General features: G+C 64.2%; 24 protein-coding genes and 1 pseudogene. 10 read left to right on the top strand and 15 right to left on the bottom strand.

Annotated elements, in window-relative coordinates:
* From AHA_RS16595 to AHA_RS16585, 3 genes are all read left to right on the top strand, one after another.
* Positions 1-876 (top strand): TauD/TfdA dioxygenase family protein, encoded by an 876-nt coding sequence (locus AHA_RS16595; RefSeq protein WP_011707053.1) that lies wholly within the window; start codon positions 1-3, stop codon positions 874-876.
* Positions 876-2,159 carry a glycosyltransferase gene (locus AHA_RS16590; protein ID WP_011707052.1) on the top strand — a complete coding sequence of 428 codons (1,284 nt, stop codon included), beginning with the start codon at positions 876-878 and terminating at the stop codon, positions 2,157-2,159. The genes AHA_RS16595 and AHA_RS16590 overlap by 1 nt, the downstream gene beginning before the upstream one ends.
* 278 nt (positions 2,160-2,437) lie before the next feature.
* A complete protein-coding gene (locus tag AHA_RS16585) occupies positions 2,438-3,364 on the top strand; it encodes a L,D-transpeptidase family protein (protein WP_011707051.1) in 927 nt (308 codons plus the stop codon).
* 75 nt (positions 3,365-3,439) lie between these two features.
* Here AHA_RS16585 and AHA_RS16580 read toward each other — a convergent pair whose 3' ends face one another.
* From AHA_RS16580 to fldB, 4 genes are all read right to left on the bottom strand, one after another.
* A complete protein-coding gene (locus tag AHA_RS16580) occupies positions 3,440-3,832 on the bottom strand; it encodes a VOC family protein (RefSeq protein WP_164927724.1) in 393 nt (130 codons plus the stop codon).
* A 175-nt stretch (positions 3,833-4,007) separates the two neighbouring features.
* Positions 4,008-5,348 carry a TldD/PmbA family protein gene (locus AHA_RS16575; protein WP_011707049.1) on the bottom strand — a complete coding sequence of 447 codons (1,341 nt, stop codon included), beginning with the start codon at positions 5,346-5,348 and terminating at the stop codon, positions 4,008-4,010.
* Positions 5,348-6,748: a TldD/PmbA family protein gene (locus tag AHA_RS16570; RefSeq protein ID WP_011707048.1), complete on the bottom strand. Its 1,401-nt coding sequence runs from the start codon at positions 6,746-6,748 to the stop codon at positions 5,348-5,350. Before AHA_RS16570 ends, AHA_RS16575 begins: the two co-directional genes overlap by 1 nt.
* 312 nt (positions 6,749-7,060) lie before the next feature.
* On the bottom strand, positions 7,061-7,579 hold the full coding sequence (gene fldB / locus AHA_RS16565; protein ID WP_011707047.1) for a flavodoxin FldB: 519 nt from the start codon (positions 7,577-7,579) through the stop codon (positions 7,061-7,063).
* Positions 7,580-7,766: 187 nt separating this feature from the next.
* On the opposite strand from fldB, the gene xerD reads away from it, so the two are divergent.
* Positions 7,767-8,666, top strand: a complete 900-nt coding sequence (gene xerD / locus AHA_RS16560; RefSeq protein ID WP_011707046.1) for a site-specific tyrosine recombinase XerD — start codon at positions 7,767-7,769, stop codon at positions 8,664-8,666.
* Here the strand turns inward: xerD and AHA_RS16555 are convergent.
* Together AHA_RS16555 and mscL are read right to left on the bottom strand one after the other, a co-directional pair.
* Positions 8,663-10,201, bottom strand: coding sequence for a sensor domain-containing diguanylate cyclase (locus AHA_RS16555; RefSeq protein ID WP_164927723.1), 1,539 nt, complete (start codon positions 10,199-10,201; stop codon positions 8,663-8,665). The two genes, xerD and AHA_RS16555, sit on opposite strands and share 4 nt — an antisense overlap.
* A 196-nt stretch (positions 10,202-10,397) precedes the next feature.
* Positions 10,398-10,805, bottom strand: coding sequence for a large-conductance mechanosensitive channel protein MscL (mscL, locus tag AHA_RS16550; protein WP_011707044.1), 408 nt, complete (start codon positions 10,803-10,805; stop codon positions 10,398-10,400).
* Between the two features lie 260 nt (positions 10,806-11,065).
* On the opposite strand from mscL, the gene AHA_RS16545 reads away from it, so the two are divergent.
* The 6 genes from AHA_RS16545 to nqrE all read left to right on the top strand — a co-directional run bounded on the left by AHA_RS16545 (position 11,066) and on the right by nqrE (position 16,735).
* Entirely contained in the window at positions 11,066-11,782 is a 717-nt protein-coding gene (locus tag AHA_RS16545) for a disulfide isomerase DsbC N-terminal domain-containing protein (RefSeq protein WP_011707043.1), read from the top strand.
* On the top strand, positions 11,748-13,478 hold the full coding sequence (gene recJ, locus AHA_RS16540) for a single-stranded-DNA-specific exonuclease RecJ (RefSeq protein WP_011707042.1): 1,731 nt from the start codon (positions 11,748-11,750) through the stop codon (positions 13,476-13,478). Before AHA_RS16545 ends, recJ begins: the two co-directional genes overlap by 35 nt.
* Positions 13,479-13,627: 149 nt before the next feature.
* Entirely contained in the window at positions 13,628-14,809 is a 1,182-nt protein-coding gene (locus tag AHA_RS16535) for a MerR family transcriptional regulator (RefSeq protein WP_164927722.1), read from the top strand.
* Between the two features lie 39 nt (positions 14,810-14,848).
* Complete coding sequence (locus AHA_RS16530; RefSeq protein ID WP_011707040.1) at positions 14,849-15,352, top strand: GNAT family N-acetyltransferase; 504 nt, start codon at positions 14,849-14,851, stop codon at positions 15,350-15,352.
* 218 nt (positions 15,353-15,570) lie between these two features.
* On the top strand, positions 15,571-15,981 hold the full coding sequence (locus tag AHA_RS16525; protein ID WP_164927721.1) for a hypothetical protein: 411 nt from the start codon (positions 15,571-15,573) through the stop codon (positions 15,979-15,981).
* Positions 15,982-16,135: 154 nt separating this feature from the next.
* Complete coding sequence (gene nqrE / locus AHA_RS16520) at positions 16,136-16,735, top strand: NADH:ubiquinone reductase (Na(+)-transporting) subunit E (protein WP_011707038.1); 600 nt, start codon at positions 16,136-16,138, stop codon at positions 16,733-16,735.
* Between the two features lie 44 nt (positions 16,736-16,779).
* Here the strand turns inward: nqrE and AHA_RS16515 are convergent, their stop codons facing one another.
* The 9 genes and pseudogenes from AHA_RS16515 to AHA_RS21975 all read right to left on the bottom strand — a co-directional run.
* Positions 16,780-17,349, bottom strand: coding sequence for an RBBP9/YdeN family alpha/beta hydrolase (locus tag AHA_RS16515; protein ID WP_011707037.1), 570 nt, complete (start codon positions 17,347-17,349; stop codon positions 16,780-16,782).
* Positions 17,350-17,487: 138 nt separating this feature from the next.
* On the bottom strand, positions 17,488-17,985 hold the full coding sequence (locus AHA_RS16510) for a GNAT family N-acetyltransferase (RefSeq protein WP_164927720.1): 498 nt from the start codon (positions 17,983-17,985) through the stop codon (positions 17,488-17,490).
* Between the two features lie 163 nt (positions 17,986-18,148).
* Positions 18,149-19,114: a lipoyl synthase gene (lipA, locus tag AHA_RS16505; RefSeq protein ID WP_011707035.1), complete on the bottom strand. Its 966-nt coding sequence runs from the start codon at positions 19,112-19,114 to the stop codon at positions 18,149-18,151.
* A gap of 85 nt (positions 19,115-19,199) precedes the next feature.
* Positions 19,200-19,904, bottom strand: a complete 705-nt coding sequence (gene lipB, locus AHA_RS16500) for a lipoyl(octanoyl) transferase LipB (RefSeq protein ID WP_011707033.1) — start codon at positions 19,902-19,904, stop codon at positions 19,200-19,202.
* A 96-nt stretch (positions 19,905-20,000) separates the two neighbouring features.
* Positions 20,001-20,264 (bottom strand): DUF493 family protein YbeD, encoded by a 264-nt coding sequence (gene ybeD, locus AHA_RS16495; protein WP_005298227.1) that lies wholly within the window; start codon positions 20,262-20,264, stop codon positions 20,001-20,003.
* Between the two features lie 292 nt (positions 20,265-20,556).
* Positions 20,557-21,747, bottom strand: a complete 1,191-nt coding sequence (locus AHA_RS16490; protein ID WP_011707032.1) for a D-alanyl-D-alanine carboxypeptidase family protein — start codon at positions 21,745-21,747, stop codon at positions 20,557-20,559.
* Positions 21,748-21,941: 194 nt separating this feature from the next.
* The gene (locus tag AHA_RS16485; protein ID WP_011707031.1) at positions 21,942-22,907 is read right to left on the bottom strand and encodes a septal ring lytic transglycosylase RlpA family protein; all 966 of its coding nucleotides are present in this window, start codon (positions 22,905-22,907) and stop codon (positions 21,942-21,944) included.
* Positions 22,849-23,847 (bottom strand): lytic murein transglycosylase B, encoded by a 999-nt coding sequence (gene mltB, locus AHA_RS16480; protein ID WP_077392313.1) that lies wholly within the window; start codon positions 23,845-23,847, stop codon positions 22,849-22,851. The genes AHA_RS16485 and mltB overlap by 59 nt, the downstream gene beginning before the upstream one ends.
* A pseudogene (locus tag AHA_RS21975) lies at positions 23,847-23,968 on the bottom strand (FtsW/RodA/SpoVE family cell cycle protein); the annotation flags it as partial. The pseudogene AHA_RS21975 and the gene mltB, both read right to left, overlap by 1 nt.
* Between the last annotated feature and the right edge of the window lie 10 nt (positions 23,969-23,978).

The raw sequence follows: 23,978 nt of genomic DNA, 5'->3' as shown, positions 1-23,978 counted from the left end.
ATGACTGCATCCATCGTTACCCTCGGCGGCGAGCGCTGCCGCATCCTGCCACAGACCCCGTTCGGCCTGCTGATTGAACCGGCCCGCAACGCCCAGCCGGTGCAGAGCCTGGCTATCGAGGCGCTGCGCGAACTGGCCCGCCGCCACGGCGTGCTGATCCTGCGCGGATTCGAGTCCGGCTTCACCGATCCCGAGCGGCTGACCCGCTACGGCGAGGGGTGGGGCGAGATCATGATGTGGCCCTTCGGCGCCGTGCTGGATGTGAAAGAGCACGAGAACGCCACCGACCACATCTTCGACTCCAGCTATGTGCCGCTGCACTGGGACGGCATGTACAAGCCGACCCTGCCCGAGTTCCAGCTGTTTCACTGCGTGCACGCCCCGGCGGTGGACGAAGGGGGGCGCACCACCTTCATCAATACCCGCCAATTGCTCACCGAGCTCGACGGCGAGCGGCTGGCCCGCTGGGAGCGGGTGCACATCACCTATCGCATCAAGCAGGTGGTGCACTACGGCGGCCAGGTGCGCTCGCCACTGCTGGTGCCCCACCCGGTGAGCGGCGAGACGGTGCTGCGTTACAACGAGCCGCCGCGCGAGGGGGTACGTTTTCTCAATCAGCATGCCCTCGAGATCGAAGGGGTGGCACCGGCCGAGCAGGCCGCCTTCGTGCAGGATCTGCACCAGCGGCTCTACGATCCGCGCTACTTCTATGCCCACCAGTGGCAAGGGGGAGACGTGGTGATCGCCGACAACCTCGGTCTGCTGCACGGCCGCGAGGGGTTCACCGCCCGCTCCGCCCGCCACATCCAGCGGGTCCACATCCAGGCCAGCCCGGTCTGCCTCAACCCGGCGCTGGCGCCGCAAGGGGCGGCGTGATGGCGACCATTTTGCTGGCGGCCACCGCCACCCCGGGCCACGTCAATCCCATGCTGGCGGCGGCCCGTCTGCTGGTGGAGGAGGGGCATAGAGTGCTGATGCTGTGCGGCGCCCTGTTCGAGCAGCGCATCCGCGCAGCCGGTGCCGAATTCGTGCCCTTCGCCCCCGAGGTGGACTTTGACTACCGGGCGCTGGAGCGGCATTTTCCCGAGCGGGCCAGCCTGAGCGGCGCCGCCCAGATGGCGCTGGCACTCAAGCGCTTCTTCGCCGCCCCCATGGCGCAGCACGATAGCCATTTGCGGGCGCTGCTCGCGACGGAGGGGGTGGATCTGCTGCTGGTGGAGAACGGCTTCTACGGGGTGCTGCCGCTGTTGCAGCAGAGGGACGGGCGGCGCCTTCCCATCCTGATGCTGGGGGTGAACCCGGTCTCCTTCTCGAGCCCGGATGCCATCTTCTACGGCCCGCGCATTCCGCCCGAGTTGCGCCGCTCCCTTGGCGAGCTGCCCTGGCTCGATGAGCCGACCCGGCAACTGCAAAGGGAGGTACAGCAGAGCTTCGATGCCGCGCTGGCCGAGGCGGGGGCGCCGCCGCTGACGGCTCCCTTCACCGATGTGATGGTGACGGCCCCCGATGCCTTTTTGCAGCTCTCCTGCGCCGGCTTTGAATACGAGCGGCCGGAGCTGGAGGGGGTGATCCGTTATGTCGGCCCGCTGCTGCCACCCCGGATTGAGCTGACGCCACCGCCCTGGTGGGAGCGGCTCGATGAGCGGCCGCTGGTCATCGTCAGCCAGGGCACCCTGGCCAACGTGGATCTGGGGCAACTGCTGATCCCGGCCATGCAGGGGCTGGCCGGCGACGAACTGCAACTGCTGCTGACCACCGGCGGGCGGGATCCGGCGCGGCTGGGCGCCGCCGTCCCGGCCAATGCCATCGTCACCGAACACGTGCCGTTCGAGCTGGCGCTGCCCCGCGCCGCCGTGCTGGTGACCAACGGTGGTTATGGCTCGGTACAGGCCGCGCTGGCGCACGGGGTGCCGCTGGTGGTGGCGGGCACCGGGGAGGACAAGGCGGAGGTGGCCACCCGGGTGGCGTGGAGCGGTGCCGGCATCAATCTGCACAGCAACGAGCCGACGGCGGACGCGGTGGCGGCGGCGGTGCGCAAGCTGGTGCACGAGCCGCGCTATCGGGCCAGGGCCCGGCTGCTGGCCGACGAAATGGCCACGCTCGATGCCCGCGCCGCCATCGCCGGGGCGGTGACGGCCCTGCTCGGCGGGCAAGGGTGATCCCGTGATGAAACAGGGGGGCTCGATGGCCTCCTTGTTGTTCAGCTTGCGCTCAGTTTGTGGCTGCTAGGGTGGCCAGGGTGACAAGAGGCGGCGTCAGCGGCGCCGGATGCGCTTTTTCATGCAAAAAGAGCGATCCCGACGTTGAATTTTTGGCCGACTCAGGAAAGAATGCGCGCTCGGTAATCGACCTCGGACGCAAGGTGACTCGTCACGGGCCAGACCGAGGATGAAATGGCCGTCGGCCAACTTGGTACAGGAAACCACACAGGAATTTTATGAATCCCCTTCGCACTGCCGCTTCGGCCCTTTTATGTACTCTGGCGCTGGTCAGCCAGCAGGCCGCCGCCGTTGAATACCAGCTGCCTGCAGCCAACAGCCGTCTGATCGGTGAGAACCAGGAGTACGTGGTACCCGCGGACAACCGTCCGCTGGAGCAGATCGCCTCCGACTTCCAGTTGGGTCTGACCAACATCATGGAAGCCAACCCGGGTGTCGACCCCTACCTGCCCAAGGCGGGCAGCAAACTGGTCATCCCCCATCAGCTGATCCTGCCGAACGCTCCCCGCGAAGGGATCGTCATCAACGTGGCTGAGATGCGTCTCTACTACTACCCGAAAGGCAAGAACGTGGTGCAGGTGCTGCCCATCGGCATCGGCCAGCTGGGGGTCAACACCCCGGAGAACTGGATCACCAAGGTGGAGCGCAAGCGCGCCAACCCGACCTGGACCCCGACTGAAAACATCCGTCGCCGCTACGCCGCCCAGGGCAAGACCCTACCGGCAGTCTGGCCGGCCGGTCCGGACAACCCCATGGGTCTGCACGCGCTCTACATCGGCAATCTGTACGCCATTCACGGCACCAACGCCACCTTCGGCATCGGTCTGCGGGTGAGCAGCGGTTGCGTGCGTCTGCGCGCCGACGACATCAAGTACCTGTTTGACAACGTGCCGGTCGGCACTCGCGTCCAGTTCGTCAACCAGCCGGTCAAGACCACGGTCGAACCGGATGGCGGTCGCTACATGGAAGTGCACGAGCCGCTGTCACGCAACGAGGAGGAGTTCAACTCCACCGCCTCCGTGCCGCTGCCCATGACCCAGGCCACCACCCGCTTCATCGCCCACATGGACAGCGACTCCAATGTGGTCAAGCAGGTGCTGGAACAGCGTACTGGCATGCCGACCCGTCTCAACCCGCAGGTCTGATGACCGGGGAGACTGGCTAATGCACAACGGCGACCATGAGGTCGCCGTTGTTGTTTCTGGCACTGCTACCGGTCATCAGCTGGCGGGAGGCGCATAGAGGGCCAGCCAGTTGCCCTCGGTATCTTCGATGATGACCCGGCAGCCATGGCCGCTGCCGATGCTGTGCAGGGGCTCGAGCACCCGTCCGCCGATCTTGGGCACCAGCTGTTCAGCCTCCTGCAGGCGCTGGCCAAGGGAGAGGTAGATTAGGGGGCCCGTGTGCCCCGGCTGGTGGTACTTGTCCATAGGGCCGAGACAGGCCGCCGCGTTGTTGCCATCGTGGCGCAGCATGGCGAAGCGGATCTCCTCCTGTATCGGCGTGACCGGCACGTCGAGCAGGGCCGAGTAGAAGGCCATGGCGCGATCCAGATCCCGTGTCGGAATGTCGGCCCAGACCAGGGTATTGTTCATCTTGGTGATCTCCAGCATGTTCCGGCCGATGCGGCCGGCGGCGCTGTTCCTTGCTGACGGCCTCTCGCGGCAGCTCGCAGACAGCTTCCTAGAGGTTAGGAGCGGCCCATGAGGGGCGCCAGAGCTAAAAAAGCGGCGCCTGATGGCGCCGCTTTTGGGTGGGGAGCTGGGGGTTTTTTCCCTCGATATACAGTTACTTGCCAGCGATACTCAGCCCGCCGAAACGGATAAGAGGCGCATAGAAGCTCTTGCCATCGTCGTGGTGCAGCACGTTGGCGACCGCTTCCAGCTCACCCAGCAGGCGATAGAAGTTGCCCGCCACCGTGATGCCGCGCACCGGCGCCACCCGCACGCCGTCCCGGCACAGGAAGCCGGAGGCGCCGAACGAGAAGTCGCCGCTCACCGCATCGGCGCCGGAGTGCAGGCCGTCCAGCTTGACCAGCTCCAGGTACTCGCCGCCTTGCGCCTCGGTCTCGCTGTGGGGGCCGAGCCCGAACACCAGGTGGCGCGGGCTGACGTCCAGCGCACTGCGGGCGCTGCGCGCCGCCGAGCCGTTGCTGGCCAGGCCGAAGTGGTGGGCGGTGGCGCTGTTGTGCAGCAGGGTTTTGAGCTCCCCTTCGCCGATCAGCAGCAGATCCTGGGTGGGGGCACCCTCGCCATCGAAGGCCTTGATGTGCATGCCGCCCGGCATATAGGCCCGGCTCTCCAGGGTGAGCCAGCGGGATGCCACCGACTGGCCCAGCTTGTCGCGCCAGGGGTTGATCCCCTGCTGGGCCCACTTGCCCGACAGCGCGGCCTGGAAGCAGCCGAACAGGCTGGCCAGGGCATTGGTGTCGAAGATGGCGCTGTAGTGGCCGCTCGGCACCGCTTCTCCCGCCAGCAGGCCGTCGGCCACGGCGTGGATCTGGCGGATGAGGGTCTGGCTGTCCAGTGCATCGAAGCGGCGTTCATACTGCCCCTGGGAGAACATGGACTGACGGCCGTCGCGCTCGATGAGGGCGGAGCTGTAGCAGCCGACGCTGAACGCCTGATGCTGGCAGAGGCTGCCCTGGCTGTTGGCGAGCCACAGCCGACCCTCTCCCTCGAAGAAGCTGTTGTAGGGGGCGCCGGTCACGTCCGGCAACGCCAGCATGTCCGACTCGAGGCGCAGGGCCAGGGCAATCTTCTCCTCCACGGGGGTGGTGTCGGGCTGATTGATCTCGGCGCAGTCGGTGGTGAGCCGGCTCTGCTGCACAGCGATGGTCTGATCCGGGTCCACCTTGGCGAAGCGGCTGGCATCCAGCGCATCCTGCAGCATGGCGGCCAGTGCCGACTGGTCGAGGGACTCCGAATAGGCGATGCCGACCCGGCCCTCTTTTATCAGCCGAATGCCGATCTGCTGGCTGCTGGTGACCTTGTATTCGCTGAGCTCGCCCTTGTCGGCCTTGAGGGAGAAGGCCTTGTCCTGGTTGGCGATGATGTCCGCCTCGGCACCGAGATCGGCGACCTGGTCCAGCAGACGGACAAGCAGTTGGTTCATGTCGAGTTGGCTCATCAGGCGTTCCCCCCCACCAGAATGTTGTCAACCTTGAGCGGCGGCTGGCCGACGGATGCCGGAATGGAGCCTGAGACCGAGCCGCACATGCCGGCGGAGAGGGCCAGATCGCGCCCCACCATGGAGATCTCCTTCAATACTTGCGGGCCGGTGCCGATCAGGGTGGCCGACTTGAGCGGCCGGGTGATCTTGCCCCCCTCGATGAGGTAGGCCTCCTGCACGTTGAAGTTGAACTCGCCGGTGCCGGGCTGCACCGAGCCGCCCCCCATCCGTTTGGCATAGATGCCGTGTTCCACGGTCGCCAGCATCTCGTCCAGGCTGTGATTGCCCGGCTCTATGTAGGTGTTGCGCATGCGCGAGGCCGGCGCGAACTTGTAGGATTCGCGGCGCCCGGAACCGGTACGGGCGTAGCCGGTGCGCAGGGCTCCCATCCGGTCCACCAGGAAGCCGGTCAGCACGCCATCCTTGATGAGCTGGGTGTGCTGGGTCGCCATCCCCTCGTCATCGACGTTGATGGAGCCCCAGGCGTTGCCCTGCAGCCCCTCGTCCACCGCGCTGACCGCCGGATTGGCGATGAGCTGGCCCATCTTGTCGTGGAACACCGAAGCCTTCTTGGCCACCGAGGTGGTCTCCAGCAGGTGGCCGCACGCCTCGTGGAAGATGACGCCGCCAAAGCCGCTCTCCATGATGACCGGCAGCTTGCCGCTTGGGCAGGGGGCGGCACCCAGTTTCACCAGCGCCTGGCGGGTGGCGGTGAGGGCCAGCTCGCGGGGATCCACGCCGGCGGCGTGCTCCCAACCCATCATGGCGCCGGGGGCTTCGTAACCCACGCTCTGTTCGCTGCCAAGGGCGGCGATGGTCTGGGCCATGATGCGGTTGTAGTGGCGGCGATCGCTCACCTGCACCCCTTCGCTGTTGAAGATCTCCACCTCCTGCTCCCAGCCCAGCACGTTGCCGGCAAACTGGCTCACCTTGGTGCTCTCGGCGCGGGCCGCGGCATCCATGGCGTGCAGGTAGGCGATCTTCTGTTCCAGCAGCTTGTCGGCCGACAGCGGCAGGGCCACCGGGTTGCGATCGCTCAGGCGGCTGAAATCGAAGGCGGTGGCGGTCACCACGGGGTCACGCCGGTCCTTGGCTGCCAGCAGGCTGACGATGCGCAACAGTTCATCGCGGCTGGCCAGGTTGGTGTAGCCATAGAGCACCTTGTGGCCGTAGCACAGGCGCACACCGATGCCGAAATCGAGGCCGCCGCTGATGTTTTCTATCTGGCTGGAGAGCAGGCTGAGCTGGCTGCGGCGCTTGCGCTCCACAAACAGCTCGGCGAAGTCGGCACCCAGCGCCAGCGCGTGATCGAGCACGTCGCGGGCGATGGCGGGGGCCAACAGGGAGAATGGGGTCATAGAATTTCCTTATTCTGGTCTGTCCGTTTGCTTCCGATACCCGGCTGTGATTGTTATGGGGTACCGTTTCCATTGTTGCAGACCAGCACAAAAAAGTCGCTATAGCGTCATGCGATGATACCGATTGAGAAAATCGGTGCGATTTATGCGCCCGGCGGTCCGAAACCTGGGCCGGCTGTCAGTGAAGCGTCGCAGCTGAGGTTTGTTCAAGGGGGCCTTTCACCAGGCCTTCTTCGTCATGCCGTGCGGGGAGAGGGCGATGGCTTGTGGCCATCGCCACTAGTATCAGGCCACCCTAGGTGGCCAGCAGGCTCACAACAGCTCGTGGATTTCGCTCAGGATCTGGTCGACCCACTGCTCGATGCGGGATTCGGTCTGGTCGTACTGGTTGGCGTCGTCGAGCGCCAGGCCGACGAAGTGACGGCCATCGTCGATCAGCGCCTTGGAGGCATCGAACTCGTACCCCTCGTTGGGCCAGTAGCCCACCAGCTTGACCCCCTTGGGGACCAGCTGATCGTGCAGCAGGCCGAGGGCATCCTGATACCATTCGCCGTAACCCAGCTGATCGCCCATGCCGAACAGGGCGATGATGCGACCTTCCAGTTCGACGTCCTGAATGTCTTCCCAGCGGGATTCCCAGTCTTCCTGCAGCTCGCCGAAGTCCCAGGTGGAGATGCCCAGGATCAGGATGTCGTACTCCTGCATGAGGGTGAGGGGCACATCCTTGATGTTGTGGAGATCGACCAGCTCGGGGCCAATGAGGGCGCGGATCTTCTCGGCGGCCATCTCGGTGTAGCAGGTGGTAGAGCCGTAAAACAAACCTATCTTCATCGCTCTTCTCTTGATCGCAGTCGGCAATGGGAGCGGGCAACCGCAGGGTGGCGCCCGGGGGAGGGCGTCAGTCTAGCAGATTGCCCGGCGCGCTTCACCGCCTGGCGGGCGATGGACAACGGCAACTTGCGGCCGCGGTGGGTCGGCACGTTACAATGGGCCATGTTTCCCCTGAGCGCGGCGCACCATGAGCAAGTCTGAATCCCATCCCCTGATCGAGCCGTTTCTTGACGCCCTCTGGCTGGAGCGGGGCCTCTCCGACAACACGGTCAGCTCCTATCGCACCGATCTGGAAAAATTTGCCCTCTGGCTCGACGAGCAGGGTGGCTCCCTGCTGCTGGCGGGGCTGGACGACATCCAGCACTATCTCGCCTGGCGGGTGGACCAGCAGTTCGCGGCCAGCAGTACGGCCCGCTTCCTGTCGGCCCTGCGCCGTTTCTATCAGTATCTCAACCGGGAGAAGCTGCGCAGCGACGACCCCACCGTGCTGCTGGAGGGGCCCAAGCTGCCCAAAAAGTTGCCATCGGATCTCAGCGAAGCCGAGGTGGAGGCGCTGCTGCAAGCGCCACTGGTGGACGAGCCGCTGGAGCTGCGGGACAAGGCGATGCTCGAGCTGCTCTACGCCACCGGGCTGCGGGTCTCCGAGCTGGTGGGGCTGACTGCCGAGCATGTCAGCCTGCGCCAGGGGCTGGTGCGGGTGGTCGGCAAGGGCAATAAGGAGCGGCTGGTGCCCATGGGGGAGGAGGCGGTGCACTGGCTGGAGCGCTACTACCGGGAGGCGCGTACCCTGCTGCTCGGCGGCACCAGCTCGGACGTGGTGTTCCCCTCTAAGCAGGCGCGCATGATGACCCGTCAGACCTTCTGGCACCGCATCAAGCTCTATGCCCAACGCGCCGGCATCCAGGGCGAGCTCTCGCCCCATACCCTGCGCCACGCCTTCGCCACCCATCTGCTCAACCATGGCGCCGATCTGCGGGTGGTGCAGATGCTGCTGGGTCACGCGGATCTCTCCACCACCCAGATCTATACCCACGTGGCCAACGAGCGGCTCAAGGCGCTGCACGGCCAGCACCATCCGCGCGCCTAGGCCAGAGAGAGACGGTCCTTCCCTTCCTGCTTGGCGCGATAGAGGGCGGCGTCCGCCTGGGCAAGCACCTGGGCGGGGGGCGCGTCCAGCGCCTCGGCCAGCCCGCCGCTGAAGGTGACGGTCAGGCCGGGCTCGCGCCAGTTCTGCTTGCCCATGGCGCGGCGCCACTGCTCCATCTGCTGATGGGCCTCCTTCAGCCGACCCTGTTCGAAGATGGCGACCAGCTCCTCGCCGCCAAAGCGGCAGAGGGTAGCCTTGCCCTCCAGCAGCTTGCTGCCGAGGGAGGCGGTACGCCTGAGCACGCTGTCGCCGACGGGGTGGCCATATTTGTCGTTGATCTGCTTGAAGTTGTCGATGTCGATGATGGCCAGCACATAGGGGGTATGCTGCTGGTGCAGCTCGACCAGCAGGGTGTCCATGTAGCGGCGGTTGTAGAGCCCGGTCAGGGCATCGCGCTGGGCTTTTTCGCTCTCGGCCTGCATCTGGTCGGAAATCATGGTGATCTCCTCTTCCAGCTCTTCGATACCCGGAATGCGAGGAATGATGAGGGGCTGGCCCGGCGGGGTGATCCGCAGCTGGCGTACCACCTGCACCAGCATGCCGATGGTGTTTTCCAGGCGCTGATGGAAGATGACGGCCACCAGTATGTACATGGTGAGCGAGAGGAGCAGCCCGACCATCATGGTGGGCAGCAGCTCCTTGATGACGAAGGAGTTGCTGAACGGGTAGATGATGATGACCCGCCAGTTGGGGTTGTTGGTCAGGGTGTAGTAGGCGATCAGCTCGTCATTGTCGCTCAGCAGGGAGCCACTGCGTCCCTTGAGTTCGGCCAGCCGCTCGTCATCAAGCGGGGCGCCATTCTTGAGGGGATCGCTGTGGGCTACCACGCTGTGGTTTTTCATGTCGTACAGCAGATAGCTTATCTGGCGCCCTCCCTGCAGCAGCCGGCCAATCCGTTGCGATATCTCCGACAGGTCGATATCGATGCCGATCACCGCCAGCAGCTCCCCCTGCCGGTTCAGTACCGCCCGTGACAGGGTGATGACGGGGACGTGCTGAATGGCGTCGAGGTAGGGGGCACTCCAGACGTTGATACCGGGGGTCTTGATCGCCACCTGATACCAGTTGCGCCGGCTGGCATCGAACGAACCGGGAATGGGCAGATGGGCGAAGTTGACCAGCTTGTTGTCCCGCTGCACATAGTAAAGCCCCTTGAGCATGCTGCCGGTGCGGCTCAGTTGCTGCCACACCTGGTGATGGCGCTGGCTGAGCACGGGGGGCAGGATGCCGTCATTGAGCTCGAGATCCGCCGCCAGAATGTTGATCTGTGCATCGACGGAGGCCAGTGCGCCATCCCACTGCTGGGCTGAGCTGTTGCTGAAAAACTCGAACCGGTTGCGCATCGTCTCCTGTTGCTTGGTGACGAACAGATAGCCGCTGCCGGCAGTCAGCAGCAGCAGGGGCAGGGCGAGCAGCAGCAGATATCGCAGGATGAAGCTGTGATGGGGCCTGGCTGTCACTGTGAGGGGGGGCATGATGGCGACTCCGGTAGCGAATGCGGTTCGGTTAGGCTCGATATTACGCCCGTTCTGTCGGGCGGGGAGGGTGGGTGGCCCATTTCGTGATGGCAGGGGCCTTCATGCGTCTTGCTGGTTGCCCTCAGTCTAACTTCTGGTATCAAAAAAACCGCCAGAAGGCGGTTTTTTTCGAATACACGACAGGAGCTGGCGCTTATTTTCCCTGCTGGGATTTGAGCAGATCGCGGATCTCGGTCAGCAGCTCCTGATCCTTGGTCGGGCCGGCCGGGGTCGCTTCCTCTTCCTGCTTGCGCTTGAGGGTGTTGATGGCCTTCAGCCCCATGAAGATGGCGAAGGAGATGATCAGGAAGTCGATGATGGTCTGGATGAACTTGCCGTAGGCGATGACCACGGCCGGGGTGCTCCCCTCGGCGGCCTTCAGGGTCACGGCGAGGTCGCTGAAGTCCACTCCCCCCAGGATCAGGCCGATGGGCGGCATGATCACGTCTCCGACGAAGGAGGAGACTATCTTGCCGAAGGCGGCACCAATGATGATACCGACCGCCATGTCGATGACGTTGCCTCTGGACGCAAAGGCCTTGAACTCTTGAATCAGACTCATTTTCCCCTCCAAAAATGGGCAGGGTACGGCCAGCGCCGCACCGGTATTTGAATAATTAAAGCTTCAGGAAAACAGAGGATGACCGTCGTGTTTCCTGTCGTCCCGGTTAGCTTGCTGGGCCTTTGCCCGATTGGCAACCTGTCAGAACGGGATTTTTTTGCGGCCCTCGCTATTAATCAATCGGTAATTAAGCGGTTGAGGAGAGAATATTCACTGAGTTACCTTGTGAGTCCATTCGTTCATGCCAAGTGAGTAAAAGAGTGAAGTATTTACTGTTGGGAATGATGCTGCTGGGCTCTTTTGCCGCCAGCGCGGGGATGGATCCCCAACAGTTGAAGCAGACCATAGAGCAACGGCTCGGGGTACAGGTCTATCTGGTGGACGAGACCCCCATGCCCGGTCTCTACATGCTGGGTACCGCCCAGGGGCTGCTCTATACCGATGCCAGGGGCGACTATGTGCTGCAGGGCACCATGCTGGATCTGGCCCACGACATGAAAAACCTCACCATGCTGGGGCTGCGTCAGCAGCGGCAACTGGCCCTGGCGCAGATCGGCGAGCGGCGGGTACAGCTGCGGGCCGAGCAGGAGCGCCATCGCGTCACCCTGTTTACCGATCTCGCCTGCAGCAGCTGTCGCACCACCCTGGCAGAGCTGCCGGTCCTGCAGGCGAGGGGGGTCAGCGTGCAGCTGCTGCCAGTGCTCGGCACCTTTGCCGATCTGGCCGAGGCGCAGGCGCGCTGGTGCGATCCCCGGCAGTTCGACGCACTGGATCTCAGTGATCGTTTGCCTGAGACCGGCTGTAATGAGATCCTTGCCCATCATATCGGCCTGAGCCAGTGGCTCGGGATCAAGGCGCTGCCGAGCTGGGTCCTGCCAAATGGCGACCTGGTACGCGGTTATCAGAGCCCTGAACAACTGCTCAAGATACTGGATCACATCAATGCCCCTGCTAATCCGTCGTCGTCCGCGAGTTGATGATTCCCATCTGCCCGCCACCCTGCACCCGCTGCTTCGTCAAATCTTCGCCAGCCGCGGGGTCGAAGATCCCGCTCTGCTGGAGCGCAGCGCCAGCCAGCTGCTGCCGCCCCAGCGTCTGTTCGGCATGGCGCAGGCGGTGCCGCTGTTGGCCGAGGCGTTGACGGCGCAAAAACGCATTCTCATTGTCGGTGACTTTGACTGCGACGGCGCCACCAGCTCGGCGCTGTGCGTGCTGGCCCTGCGCGCCATGGGCGGTCGTCACATCGATTTTCTGGTGCCCAACCGCTTCGAGTTCGGTTATGGCCTCACCCCCGAGATCGTCGAGCTGGCGGTGGCCCGCGGCGCCGAGTTCCTGATCACGGTGGACAACGGCATCTCCAGCATCGCCGGGGTGGCGGCGGCCAAGGCGGCCGGTATGCAGGTACTGGTTACCGATCACCATTTGCCAGGCCAGGAGCTGCCTGACGCCGACGCGATAGTGAACCCCAACCAGCATGGCTGCGACTTCCCTTCCAAGTCGCTGGCCGGGGTCGGGGTCGCCTTCTATCTGATGGCGGCCCTCAACACCCAGCTGCGCCAGAGCGGCTGGTATGAGCGCCAGGGGCTGCGCGCGCCCAACGTGGCGGATTACCTGGATCTGGTGGCGCTCGGCACCGTGGCCGACGTGGTGGCGCTGGATGGCAACAACCGCATCCTGGTCCATCAGGGCTTGCAGCGGATCCGGGCCGGCCGTTGCCGCCCCGGCATCCAGGCGCTGGTGGACGTGTCGGGCCGCGACGGTCGTCGCCTGTGCGCCGCCGATCTCGGCTTTGCGTTGGGGCCGCGCCTCAACGCGGTGGGCCGGCTCGACGACATGTCGCTCGGGGTCGCCTGTCTGCTCAGCGATGACCTCAATCTGGCGCGCCAGCTCGCCTCCGAGATGGACAGCCTGAACCAGGAGCGCAAGGAGATAGAGCAGGGGATGCAGCAGGAGGCGCTCGCCACCCTGGAGCAGATCCGGTTTCGTGACGGCGAGGTGCCGTCGGGTATTGTGCTGCACCGGAACGAGTGGCATCAGGGGGTGGTGGGGCTGGTGGCCTCCAAGGTGAAAGAGAAGTACTACCGCCCGGTCATCGCGTTTGCCGAGAGCAGCGAGACCGAGCTCAAGGGCTCCGGGCGCTCCATCCCGGGGGTGCACCTGCGCGATGCGCTGGAACTGCTCGATACCCGCCACCCCGGCTTGATGGGCAAGTTTGGCGGCCACGCCATGGCGGCTGGACTGACCCTGCCCAAGGCCAATATCGAGGCCTTCGGCCGGGCCTTCGAGGCGGTCATCGGCGAGCTGGTGACGCCTGAGCTCTTGACCGGGGTGCTGCTCACCGATGGCGAGCTGTTGCCCGATGAGCTGAGTCTGGAGCTGGCGGAGCTGATCCGCGCCTCCGGCCCCTGGGGCCAGGCCTTCCCCGAGCCGCTGTTTGACGGCGAATTCGTGCTGGTGCAGCAGCGGCTGGTGGGGGAGAAGCACCTCAAGATGATGCTGACCACGGATTCCGGCCACGCGGTGGATGCCATCGCCTTTGGCGTCGACTTGCAGCGCTGGCCCGATGCCTCGGTGAAGCGGGTGCGGCTGGTCTACCGGCTCGACGTCAACGAGTGGCGCGGCAACCGCAACGTGCAGCTGCTGGTGGAGCATCTGGAAGCCGCCGGTCTCTGATCCCGCGAGTTTCTCTTGCTGCCGATGACGGCCACCTCAGGGTGGCCGTTTTTTATGGAGAGAACCCGGATGTTGCCGTTGACCCGTCTATTGCTTCACAGTTTAAGCTTCCCTTCATCGGGTCACAGACCCTTCAGCGAGTGGTTGTCATGAAAATATCCGAACTGGCCCGGCGCTGCGGCCTGGCCCGCTCCACCCTGCTCTATTACGAAAAGCTGGGGGTAATTGCGGGAACGAGGGCCGCCAATGGCTATCGCCACTACGACGATGAAGATCTGCAGCGGCTGCTGATGGTACAGGCCCTGCAGGCCGGCGGCCTCAGCCTCAAGCAGTGCCTCGCCTGTCTGGCGGGAGAGCTGGAACAGGCAACACTGCTGGCCCGGGTCAGGGAGCTGGATGAAAAGCTGGCACAGATGCAGCGCGCCCGGGATCTGCTGGCGGATCTCGCCGGTTTGCGTGCGCACTCCGGCGACGAGTTCAAGGCCTGGCAGCGGCAACTGCAGCATCAAGCCCCGCAGGCCTACTTTGCCTGGGTGATGAAGCAGGGATTCAGTGAAAAAGAGCGTTACCACCTGCAATGGCTGAGCAAAGACATGAACGAACATGAGCGTTACATCCGGGATTTCAAGCTGCTGCTGGATGGCATGAGCTATTGGGGGCCGGGCGATAGCCTCTTCACCCAGCAGCAGTTTGCCGCGCTGTCCAGCCAGCCTCGCCGGATCTTCGACATGGGCTGCGGGCGCGGCGCCGCCACCCTGGCGCTGGCACAGGTGACGGACGCCACCATAGTGGCCATCGATCTGGACGAGGAGGCGCTGGCCGCCGTGGCCCGCAGCGCCAGTGCGGTTGGGCTGGGTCAGGTCACCACCCTGTGCGCCAACATGGCGGCGCTGCCGGCGGACCTGGCCCCCGCCGATCTCATCTGGGCCGAGGGGAGCGCCTACACCATCGGGGTGGCCAACGCCTTGCAAGCATGGCGGCCGTACCTTGCCGGCCCCGCTGCCTGCCTGGTGCTGAGCGACCTGGTGTGGCTGACGGACACGCCGCCAGAGGAGGCACTGGCGTTCTGGCAACGGGATTATCCCGCCATGCAGACCCTGGCGGGCCTGCTGAAGACGGTGCAAGAGGCGGGTTATCGCTGTCTGTCGCACACCCCGTTGCCGCAAAGGGCCTGGCACAACTATCTGGACCCCATCGAGCGCAATCTAGCGCGCCATCGCGCCGAGCTGGGGGATAGCCCCGCCTGGCAGGATTTGAGCCGGGAAGTGGCCATCCACCGTCAATACCTGGGCAGCTACGGCTATGTGATCTGCTGCCTGCAGGCAGCCTGATCAGGTTATCCATTGCAAGAGAACAAACGGAGAATCCCTATGAACATCCTCATTCGGCCCGAAACGGGCGCCGATCACGACGCCATTGAGGCGCTGACCGTGGCCGCATTCCTCAATGCGCCCCATACCGATCATAACGAACAGCGGATCGTGCGCGACCTGCGCCAGGCCGGAGCACTCAGCCTGTCGCTGGTGGCGGAGCTGGAGGGGCGGGTGGTCGGCCACCTCTGCTTCTCGCCGGTGACCATCAGTGATGGCAGCCCTCACTGGTATGGCCTTGGCCCCATTTCGGTCTCCCCTGCGCTGCACGGCAAGGGGCTGGGGTCACGGCTGATGGACGCGGGTCTGGCCGAGCTCAAGGGGATGGGAGCGGCCGGCTGCGTGGTGCTGGGGGAGCCCGGCTTCTACGGCCGTTTCGGCTTCGTGTCCGAGCCGGGGTTGGCGCTGCCCGGCGTGCCGGCGGAGTACTTCATGGCTCGCTCGTTCGGCGCCGCCATGCCCCGTGGCGAAGTGTGCTACCACCCGGCCTTTGTGCAGGCGTGAGGGGCTCCGTGAGGGTAAAGATGGTGTTCCTTGCGCTCATTGTGGTTTTTAATTGCCGGCTTTATTGATAACGAGGGTTTTTAGTATCAATTCGTGGGTGTTTGCAGGGTTTCAAATTCAATAAAAAGATGAATTGTGATATATTCGGCCTCGCTGAATCCTCTTTTCAAGAAGGGACTCCCCGCTTGTCACCCGCTGGCCGACGCTCGACCTGGCCGATGGCCCTCGCCATCGCCTGCCTTCTGTGGCTTGCCGCCTTCGCCGCGGTAGAGGTCGGTGCAGCCGTACGTCAGGCCGCGGTCGGCCAGGGCGCCTCGATGCAGTTGCATGAGCCGGCCGATCCTGGGCTTGTCAACAGCGTCAGCCTGCCGCCGGGCGGCCAGTGGCGGCTCAGCTTCGAGCAGGGTCGACGGCTGGAAGGGGCCGCTCAAACCGAGCTCTATCAGGTGCTGCTGGCCTGGTTCCAGCACGATATCCTCGGCCTGCTCTGCGGCCTGCTGTTCTTCCTGCCCCTCATCTACCTCAGACAACTGAGCGACTACTTCGGTTATCTGCACCGGTGGCGCTTGAGCTGCCATCACCTGCAATTTCGTTTCTGCCACAGCGACTCGTACCCGGCTGCTTGCTGAGCGCCCGTCCGCCCAAGGCTTGCTCCCTCGCTGATTGATGTCAGCCGCGAAGGCATGCCCGTGCGGTCCGGTGCCCTCCTTGTACCGTCTTCATGCCTGCCCGCCGGCGGGCGCGAAGGCGGCTCCCGCCCCGTACACGTTGTGAGCCGACCCGATGGATTATTATGTAAACCTGTTTATTCACTCGATTTTTGTCGAAAACCTGGCGCTGGCCTTCTTCCTTGGCATGTGCACCTTCCTGGCTGTTTCCAAGAACATCAACACCGCCTTCGGCCTTGGCATGACGGTGCTGGTGGTCATGGTGATCGCCATCCCCCTCAACAACCTGATCTACCGCCATATCCTGCGTCCCGAGAGTACCTTCCTCGGCGAGTTTGATCTGAGCTTTCTCGATTTCATCGTCTATATCGGGGTGCTGGCGGCGCTGGTGCAGGTGATGGAGATGGTGCTCGACAAACATTTCCCGGCGCTCTATCACGCGCTCGGCATCTATTTGCCGCTGCTGACGGTGCATTGCGCCATCTTCGGCGGGGTGATGTTCATGGCCCAGCGGGATTACGACTTCATCGAATCCGTGGTGTACGGGGCGGGCTCAGGGTTGGGCTGGCTGCTGGCCATCGTCGCCATCGCCGGTCTGCGCCAGAAGATGAAGTATTCGGATGTGCCAGAGGGGCTGCGCGGCATCGGCATCACCTTCATCGTGGCCGGGCTGATGTCGCTGGGCTTCATGTCTTTTTCCGGCATCTCGCTCTAGCCGGCTGAGTGTTGCAACGGCCACGCAAGTGGCCGTTTTGCCATCTATTGGTCCTCGATCATCCCCAGCAGTCGGTCGTGTACCAGCGGCAGCTCCAGAAAACCGTCCCGATCGAGGAAATGACCACCATGCTCCAGGCTGTAGAGCGGCGCGGCCAGCTGTTCGCTCAGATGCTGGCAGTAGCGATAGGGCACGATGGCATCGTCGCGGGAGGCAACCACGACCCGTCGGGGCGCCAGCGCCATGATGTGGGCCGGCTCGTAACCCTGGGTCATGAAGGGATCCAGCTCAGGCAGGGTGTGCAGCGGCTGATCGAAGCCGGATACCAGCAGGATCCCGCCCACCCGGCGGGAGGCGGGCAGGCGGCTCAGCTGGCGCAAGATGGTGATGCAGCCGAGGCTGTGGCCCAGCAAAAAGGTCCGTTCATCGTGATCCCGCACCAGGCTGTTCATGGCGGCGTCCCAGGCGGCGGGTTGCGGATGGTGGGGATCAGGCATGGCCAGCACCTCGACCCGGATATCGCGGGCTTCGAGCTGCGCCTTGAGCCAGGGGAACCAGTGGGAGTGGGGGGAGGCGGTATAGCCGTGCACGATGAAGACGCGGGTGTGTGACATAAGCAGGATCCTGAAACGGGGCGACAGGGAACAAACAGGGCGTGCGCAGCGACGCAGGCCGGGGCGGCCTCATCATATCAGCGCCAGCCGGGTGGTGGCACGCCCCTGTCCGGGTGGTACAAGGGCGGGATAAACCGTTCAACCCAGCCGTTTGGCCATGTTGTAGCCGGTGATGGAGAAGCCCGCCTCCTGGTAAAGCGCCAGGGCGCGCGGGTTGTCGTGGGCGACCCGCAAGGTGATCTGGCGGATACCGCTGCGCCTGAGCTCGGCTTCCAGCAGCGCCATGGCGGCCTTGCCGATCCCCCGGCTGCGGTGGGCCGGTGCGACATAGAAGTCATAGATAAAGGTGGCGGTGCCGTCGCTGTCGATGGCGTGCCAGAGATAACCCAGTGGCTCCTCCTCGGCGGGGGCAACTGCTCCCTCTGCGGGCAGGATGCAGAGCAGGTGGTGACCGGCGCTGGCCACCCCTTGCGGCAGATAGCGCAGCAGGGAGGCCTCGGCCTTGTGGCGGGCGGTGGCGAGATCGTGGCCCTGGTTGCTGGCGAGATCCTGCGCGTACTCCTCGATGAAGCAGGCGCAATAGGCGGGGTAGTGCTGCTCGCTCATGGGCAGCAAGCGGATAAGCGGTGTCGGCATCCTGCAGATCACTCAAGGGGAGAAGGGAGGCTCACGTTAACCCGGCAGCGAAGTGAGCGCAAACGGCGCTGACTTTTGTCGGCAATCGGAGCGGCGTCCGCCTGCGGCCGACCCATAAAAAAGAGCGCCCTTGGGCGCTCTTTTTTGACCGGGGGGAGCGAGGTTATTTCACCTCTTCGCCCTTGGCTTGCAGGTCCGCATGGTAGGAGGAGCGCACGAAGGGGCCGCAGGCAGCGTGGGAGAAACCCAGCCCCATGGCCACGTCTTTGAGCTCGTCGAACTCTGCGGGCGGCACGTAGCGCTTCACCGGCAGGTGGTGGCGGCTTGGCTGCAGATACTGGCCCAGGGTCAGCATGTTGACGCCGTGCTCGCGCAAGTCCTTGAGTACCTGCACGATCTCTTCGTTGGTTTCGCCCAGACCCATCATGACGCCGGACTTGGTCGGCACATGGGGGTGCATCTCCTTGATGCGGCGCAGCAGCTCCAACGACCACTTGTAGTCGGCACCCGGACGGGCAACCCGGTACATGCGCGGGGCGGTTTCCAGGTTGTGGTTGAACACGTCCGGCGGGGTCTCGCGGAACACTTCCAGCGCCTGCTCCATCCGGCCGCGGAAGTCCGGGGTCAGGATCTCGATGCGGGTCTGCGGGCTGTGCTCGCGGATCTGCTTGATGCAGTCGGCGAAGTGCTGGGCACCGCCGTCGCGCAGATCGTCGCGGTCCACTGAGGTGATCACCACGTATTTCAGCCCCATCTCCTTGATGGTCAGCGCCAGCTTCTTCGGCTCGTCCGGATCGAGCGCCAGCGGGCGGCCGTGGGCCACGTCGCAGAAGGGGCAACGACGGGTGCAGATGGCGCCCATGATCATGAAGGTGGCGGTGCCGTGGTTGAAGCACTCCGCCAGGTTGGGGCAGGAGGCCTCCTCACACACTGAGTGCAGCTTGTTCTTGCGCAGGGTGCTCTTGATGTGCTCGATCTTCTGGCTCGACGGCGGCAGCTTGATCCGCATCCAGTCAGGCTTGCGCAGCACTTCCTCGTTGGGATCCGGCATGAATTTCACCGGGATCAGGGCCATCTTGTCGCCATCGCGCAGCTTGACGCCCGGCTCCATACGAACGGGTTTGCTCATGATTCACTCTCGGTGTTTGTTATTGTCTGGTTGATAGCCACCAGGGTCATCTCGGTGCCCTCATGGCCACGCAGCATGGGCTCGCTCATGCCGCCTCTTCGGTATTCGTGATCGTCTCATAGCCGATCAGGCTGGCCAGTTCGGCCACCAGCATCGCTTGCGCCTCGGCCACGCTCTGGGGGCCGCCCAGAGCGCTGGTCTGGGTCATGGCCATGCCCGCATAGCCGCACGGATTGATGCGCAGGAAGGGGGTCATGTCCATGTTGACGTTGAGGGCCAGGCCGTGGAACGAGCAGCCCTTGCGGATGCGCAGGCCGAGCGAGGCCAGTTTGGCTTCTGTCTGCAGCGCTGCGCCGAGCTGGTTCTTCACGTAGACGCCGGGGGCATCGGGTTTGGCATAAGCCTCAATCCCGCTCTTGGCCAGGGTGTTGATGATGGCGGTCTCGAGACAGGTCACCAGCTCGCGCACCGTCAGCTTGCTGCGGCGCACATCCACCAGCACGTAGAGCACCAGCTGGCCGGGGCCGTGATAGGTGACCTGGCCACCGCGATCGCTTTGCACCACCGGGATGTCGCCGGGGGCAAGCAGGTGTTCGGCCTTGCCGGCCTGGCCCTGGGTGTAGACGGGATCGTGCTCCACCACCCAGAACTCGTCCGGGGTGTCGGGGGTACGGCTGTCGGTGAAGGCCTTCATGGCATCCCATACCGGCTGGTAGGGACGGCGGCCCAGCTGTCTGACCAGCAGCCGGGGGGCTGACGATGGTGATTCGGTGGGGGTTTGGAGTGACATCTTTCCTCACTGACAGGCGCTGGGGTCGGCCAGCGCGGCCACGACAGCCGGCTGGCAAATAATCAGTCGCCCCGGTGGCGGGGCGAGAGAGGCGACTTACAGGACGTAGCGAACCAGCTCTATGTTACCGAGTGCGGTATACATGGCTTCGATATGTTCCTTGCTCTGGGCGGTCACAGTGACCCGGACCGAGTGGTAGTTGCCCTTGGAGCTGGGCTGCACGGTCGGGCTGTAGGTACCGGGGGCGTGCTGCTGCAGCACTTCTACCACCATGTCCGGCAGCGCCGGGTCGGCAACGCCGAGCACCTTGAACGGGAACTTGCAGGGGAACTCCAGCAGTTCATCAAACTTGGTATTCATTTACTCACCTTTTGGTGTCGTCACGGGACGACTTCATCGCTTGTGGCTAGTGGCCGATGGCCCATCAGGGCCGCCATCTACCCGTCTGTGGCGGGCACTGCTCAAGTGTATATGGGCATTGCCCAGGCCGGGATCAAGGTCCGGTCTGGCAGACGAGGCATGGAGGTGCTGCTTTTTACCACAAATCGTCAGTCGGCGGAACCTGCAGATTGCAGGGTTATTGACTGGCCCGACCGCAAAAGACAGCAGCGGCGCCTGTTGGCGCCGCTGTTTGGTCAGGTTTGTGCGCGGGTTACTTGAACCAGCTGGAGACCAGCATCACCAGGTAATCCCACAGACGGCTCATCAGGCCACCTTCCTGCACCTCTTCCAGGGCGACCAGCGGAACCTGCTTGATCTCCTTGTCACCTTGCTTGAGGAACACGGTACCAACCCGTTGGCCCTTGGCCAGCGGTGCCTTCAGCTCGCTCTCGAGCTGGAAGTCGGCCTTGAGGTTGTTGCCCTGGCCACGGGTGACCAGCACGGAGACGTCCTTGTCGACGCCCAGTTTCACTTCAGACTTGTCGCCCATCCAGATCTTCTGGGTCACCAGCTCGGTGCCGGCCTTGTACGGGGTCAGGCTCTGGAAGAAACGGAAACCGTAGGTAAGCAGTTTCTTGCTCTCGGCGGCGCGGGAGGCTTCGCTGCTGGCGCCCAGCACCACGGCGATCAGGCGCATGCCTTCGTTGTTGGTGGCGGAGGAGACCAGGTTGTAGCCGACCTGGCTGACGTGGCCGGTCTTGATGCCGTCAACTTGCAGGGATTGATCCCACAGCAGACGGTTGCGGTTGTGCTGGGTGATGCCGTTGAATACGAAGGATTTCTGGGCGTATATCTTGTACTCGTCCGGCAGGTCGCGGATCAGGGCCTGGCCCAGACGCGCCATGTCGTGGGCGGTACTGTAGTGACCTTCCGCATCCAGCCCGTGCGGGTTCATGAAGTGGCTGTCGTTCATGCCGAGCTTGGCGGCCCAGCTGTTCATCAGGCTGGCGAAGGAGTCGGTGCTGCCGGCCAGGAATTCGGCCATGGCGACGCAGGCGTCGTTGCCGGACTGGATGATGATGCCCTTGTTGAGATCATCGACCGAGACCTGCTTGCCCACCTCGATGAACATCTTGGAGGAGTCGGAGTAGTTCTTGGACCAGGCGTTCTGGCTGATGGTCACCATGTCGGTGCGCTTGATGTTCCCCTTCAGCAGCTCCTGGCCGATGATGTAGGAGGTCATCATCTTGGTCAGACTGGCGGGCGGCAGACGCTCTTCGGCGTTCTGCTCGGCCAGCACCTGACCCGAGTAGTAGTCGATCAGAATATGGGCCTTGGCGGAGATCTCCGGCGCGGCGGGAACGACCACGGGGTTGGCGTTCGGGGTCGGTACAGGCGTGTTGGCCTGAGCGGTGGCGCTTATCAGGGAGGCCAGAATAACTGAACGGGCAAATTTGGACATCTTGAAATTCCTGGAGCCTGGTTGGGGTAACCCAAGTTAAAAATGCGGGCTTCACTATACCAGAAGCGACCGTCGGTCAAAGCCCGACGTGCCATCTGGCCTGGTTTTTTATCCATCCGTTGCCGCCATCACGCCGGGAAACGACGTGATGGCGGGCGGTTGGCGGTGGTTCATGCTGGGTGAGCCACTCCCTATCAGGGGACGATGAAGGCTTGCTCCAGCCCCCCCTGACGGATCTGTTCGAGCAGGGCGTTCTGCTGAGCGGCGGGGACCGGTCCCAGCAGGACCCGGAAGATGGCGCCGTGGGCCACCACCTGGTAGGGCACCCCATGGCGCTGGGTCATCACCTTGCCCATCGCCTCGGCCCGTGCCTGCGAGCCACTGGCCAGCACCTGGATCATCTTGCCCTCGCCGCTGCTGGCGGGCGTGGCCGCCTTGGCCGCTGCCGGTTTGGCGGGTTTGACGACCGGGGCCTTGACGGGGGCCGGTTCGGCGGCGGCCGGTGTAGCCATGGCCAGTTCGGTGGGCTGACCAACGAAGCCGTCCTGAGCGGCAGGGGCCGCTGCCGCCGGCGTGGTCGGCGTCATCTCGATGGGCTTCATGGGGGCCATGATCACCATCTGGTCCGGGGTGTCGTTGATGAGCTCGACCCGCACCCGTGCCTCGCCTCCTTCCACCATCTCCAGCTGCTTGGCTGCCGCATGGGAGAGATCGATCAGCCGGTCGCTGCCGAAGGGGCCGCGATCATTGACGCGCACTATGGTCTCCAGCCCGTTGTCCAGGTTGGTGACCCGCACATAGCTTGGCAGCGGCAGGTTGCGGTGGGCGGCGCTGAACAGCTTGCTGTCCTGCACGTCGCCGTTGGCGGTCTTCTGGCCGTCCAGATCCTGCGCCAGCCAGCTGGCAGTGCCCTCTTCGCTGTAGTGCTTGATGTCGCGCCACACCTCGTTCTTCTGCTTGCCTATCCAGTAATCCCGGTTGCCGCTGGCGCTCAGGGGTTCGGGGCGCGGGATGGCGCCGGTGGCTTGCGGGATCTCGATGACCTGGGGTTTTTCCGGCTGGATCGGTTCGGGAGGCGGGGGAAGCTGCTCCGGCTGGCTGCTACAGGCGGCCAGCAACAAGGTCAGGCTGAGCGGGAGAAGTTTGTGGCTGTAATGCATACGCGTCCTGGATTGCTTGACTGAGTTGATGCACCGCCATCGCATAGAGCGGGCTGCGGTTATAGCGGGTGATCACATAAAAATTGTGGCGCGCGACCCAGTATTCCGGTCCATCGGCCTGTTCCAATGCCAGCAGTTTCACCGGCGTGTCGGGTGCCAGCGGGGTGGCGAGTTCAATGCCTGCGGTAGCCAGCTCGGCCCAGGTCTGGGTCAGCTCGGGGGCAGGCCCCAGCAGGGTACTCACTGGCGCCAGCCCGATCAAGGCGGGTTCGACCGGCGACTCCCCCCAGCGCCACTGGTGCTCGGCAAAATAGTGGGCAACGCTGCCGATGGCATCCACCGGGTTGGCGAACAGATCGCGCTTGCCGTCGCCGTCGAAATCGACCGCGTAGTGGCGATAGCTGGAGGGCATGAACTGCCCCATGCCCATGGCGCCGGCATAGGAGCCCTTCAGGCGGGTGAGTGGCCACTTCTCTTCCCGGGCAAGCAGCACCAGCTGGGCAAACTCCTTGGCAAAGAAGTCTGCCCGTTCCGGGTAGTGAAAGCCGAGGGTATAGAGGCTGTCGAGCACCGGATGGCGGCCCATCTGGCGGCCGTAGAAAGTCTCGATGCCGATGATGGCGACGATGAGCGACGCTGGCACCTGGTAGGTCTGCTCGGCCCGCGCCAGGGTGGCGGCGTGGCGTTGCCAGAAGTCGACACCATCCCGGATCCGCTCCGGGGTGATGAACAGTGGCCGGTAGCGGTGCCAGGGTTTGGCCTCCCAGGGGCGGCTGATGGTGTCGAGCACCTCCTGGCGCAAGCTGGCCTGGGCCGCGGCGGCCTGCAGCTGGGCCAGCGGCACCTGTTGCTGCTCGGCGAGCCGGGCGAGCCCCGGGGGCTCGACGGCCGCCGTTGCGGTGAGGGCAACGAGAGAGAGCAGCAAACCGGCCAGTCGCATCAGGCGAGCAGCCTTCTGTGGGTCTGGATGGACATCAGGATGCCGAAGCCGGCCATCAGGGTCACCATGGAGGTGCCGCCGTAGCTCACCAGCGGCAGGGGGCCCCTACCACCGGCAGAATATATCCACCT

It is taken from the genome of Aeromonas hydrophila subsp. hydrophila ATCC 7966, from assembly GCF_000014805.1.
In the GTDB taxonomy this organism is placed as follows: domain Bacteria; phylum Pseudomonadota; class Gammaproteobacteria; order Enterobacterales; family Aeromonadaceae; genus Aeromonas; species Aeromonas hydrophila.
Note: the sequence above shows the minus strand (reverse complement) of the source record. Positions and strands in the feature narration are given on the sequence as shown.

Excerpts from the sequence above, each read along its gene's own strand:
- AHA_RS16595 (WP_011707053.1), top strand. The coding sequence starts at position 1 with ATGACTGCATCCATCGTTACCCTCGGCGGCGAGCGCTGCCGCATCCTG.
- AHA_RS16590 (WP_011707052.1), top strand. The coding sequence starts at position 876 with ATGGCGACCATTTTGCTGGCGGCCACCGCCACCCCGGGCCACGTCAAT.
- AHA_RS16585 (WP_011707051.1), top strand. The coding sequence starts at position 2,438 with ATGAATCCCCTTCGCACTGCCGCTTCGGCCCTTTTATGTACTCTGGCG.
- AHA_RS16580 (WP_164927724.1), bottom strand. The coding sequence starts at position 3,832 with ATGCTGGAGATCACCAAGATGAACAATACCCTGGTCTGGGCCGACATT.
- AHA_RS16575 (WP_011707049.1), bottom strand. The coding sequence starts at position 5,348 with ATGAGCCAACTCGACATGAACCAACTGCTTGTCCGTCTGCTGGACCAG.
- AHA_RS16570 (WP_011707048.1), bottom strand. The coding sequence starts at position 6,748 with ATGACCCCATTCTCCCTGTTGGCCCCCGCCATCGCCCGCGACGTGCTC.
- fldB (WP_011707047.1), bottom strand. The coding sequence starts at position 7,579 with ATGAAGATAGGTTTGTTTTACGGCTCTACCACCTGCTACACCGAGATG.
- xerD (WP_011707046.1), top strand. The coding sequence starts at position 7,767 with ATGAGCAAGTCTGAATCCCATCCCCTGATCGAGCCGTTTCTTGACGCC.
- AHA_RS16555 (WP_164927723.1), bottom strand. The coding sequence starts at position 10,201 with ATGCCCCCCCTCACAGTGACAGCCAGGCCCCATCACAGCTTCATCCTG.
- mscL (WP_011707044.1), bottom strand. The coding sequence starts at position 10,805 with ATGAGTCTGATTCAAGAGTTCAAGGCCTTTGCGTCCAGAGGCAACGTC.
- recJ (WP_011707042.1), top strand. The coding sequence starts at position 11,748 with ATGCCCCTGCTAATCCGTCGTCGTCCGCGAGTTGATGATTCCCATCTG.
- AHA_RS16535 (WP_164927722.1), top strand. The coding sequence starts at position 13,628 with ATGAAAATATCCGAACTGGCCCGGCGCTGCGGCCTGGCCCGCTCCACC.
- AHA_RS16530 (WP_011707040.1), top strand. The coding sequence starts at position 14,849 with ATGAACATCCTCATTCGGCCCGAAACGGGCGCCGATCACGACGCCATT.
- AHA_RS16525 (WP_164927721.1), top strand. The coding sequence starts at position 15,571 with ATGGCCCTCGCCATCGCCTGCCTTCTGTGGCTTGCCGCCTTCGCCGCG.
- nqrE (WP_011707038.1), top strand. The coding sequence starts at position 16,136 with ATGGATTATTATGTAAACCTGTTTATTCACTCGATTTTTGTCGAAAAC.
- AHA_RS16515 (WP_011707037.1), bottom strand. The coding sequence starts at position 17,349 with ATGTCACACACCCGCGTCTTCATCGTGCACGGCTATACCGCCTCCCCC.
- AHA_RS16510 (WP_164927720.1), bottom strand. The coding sequence starts at position 17,985 with ATGCCGACACCGCTTATCCGCTTGCTGCCCATGAGCGAGCAGCACTAC.
- lipA (WP_011707035.1), bottom strand. The coding sequence starts at position 19,114 with ATGAGCAAACCCGTTCGTATGGAGCCGGGCGTCAAGCTGCGCGATGGC.
- lipB (WP_011707033.1), bottom strand. The coding sequence starts at position 19,904 with ATGTCACTCCAAACCCCCACCGAATCACCATCGTCAGCCCCCCGGCTG.
- ybeD (WP_005298227.1), bottom strand. The coding sequence starts at position 20,264 with ATGAATACCAAGTTTGATGAACTGCTGGAGTTCCCCTGCAAGTTCCCG.
- AHA_RS16490 (WP_011707032.1), bottom strand. The coding sequence starts at position 21,747 with ATGTCCAAATTTGCCCGTTCAGTTATTCTGGCCTCCCTGATAAGCGCC.
- AHA_RS16485 (WP_011707031.1), bottom strand. The coding sequence starts at position 22,907 with ATGCATTACAGCCACAAACTTCTCCCGCTCAGCCTGACCTTGTTGCTG.
- mltB (WP_077392313.1), bottom strand. The coding sequence starts at position 23,847 with ATGCGACTGGCCGGTTTGCTGCTCTCTCTCGTTGCCCTCACCGCAACG.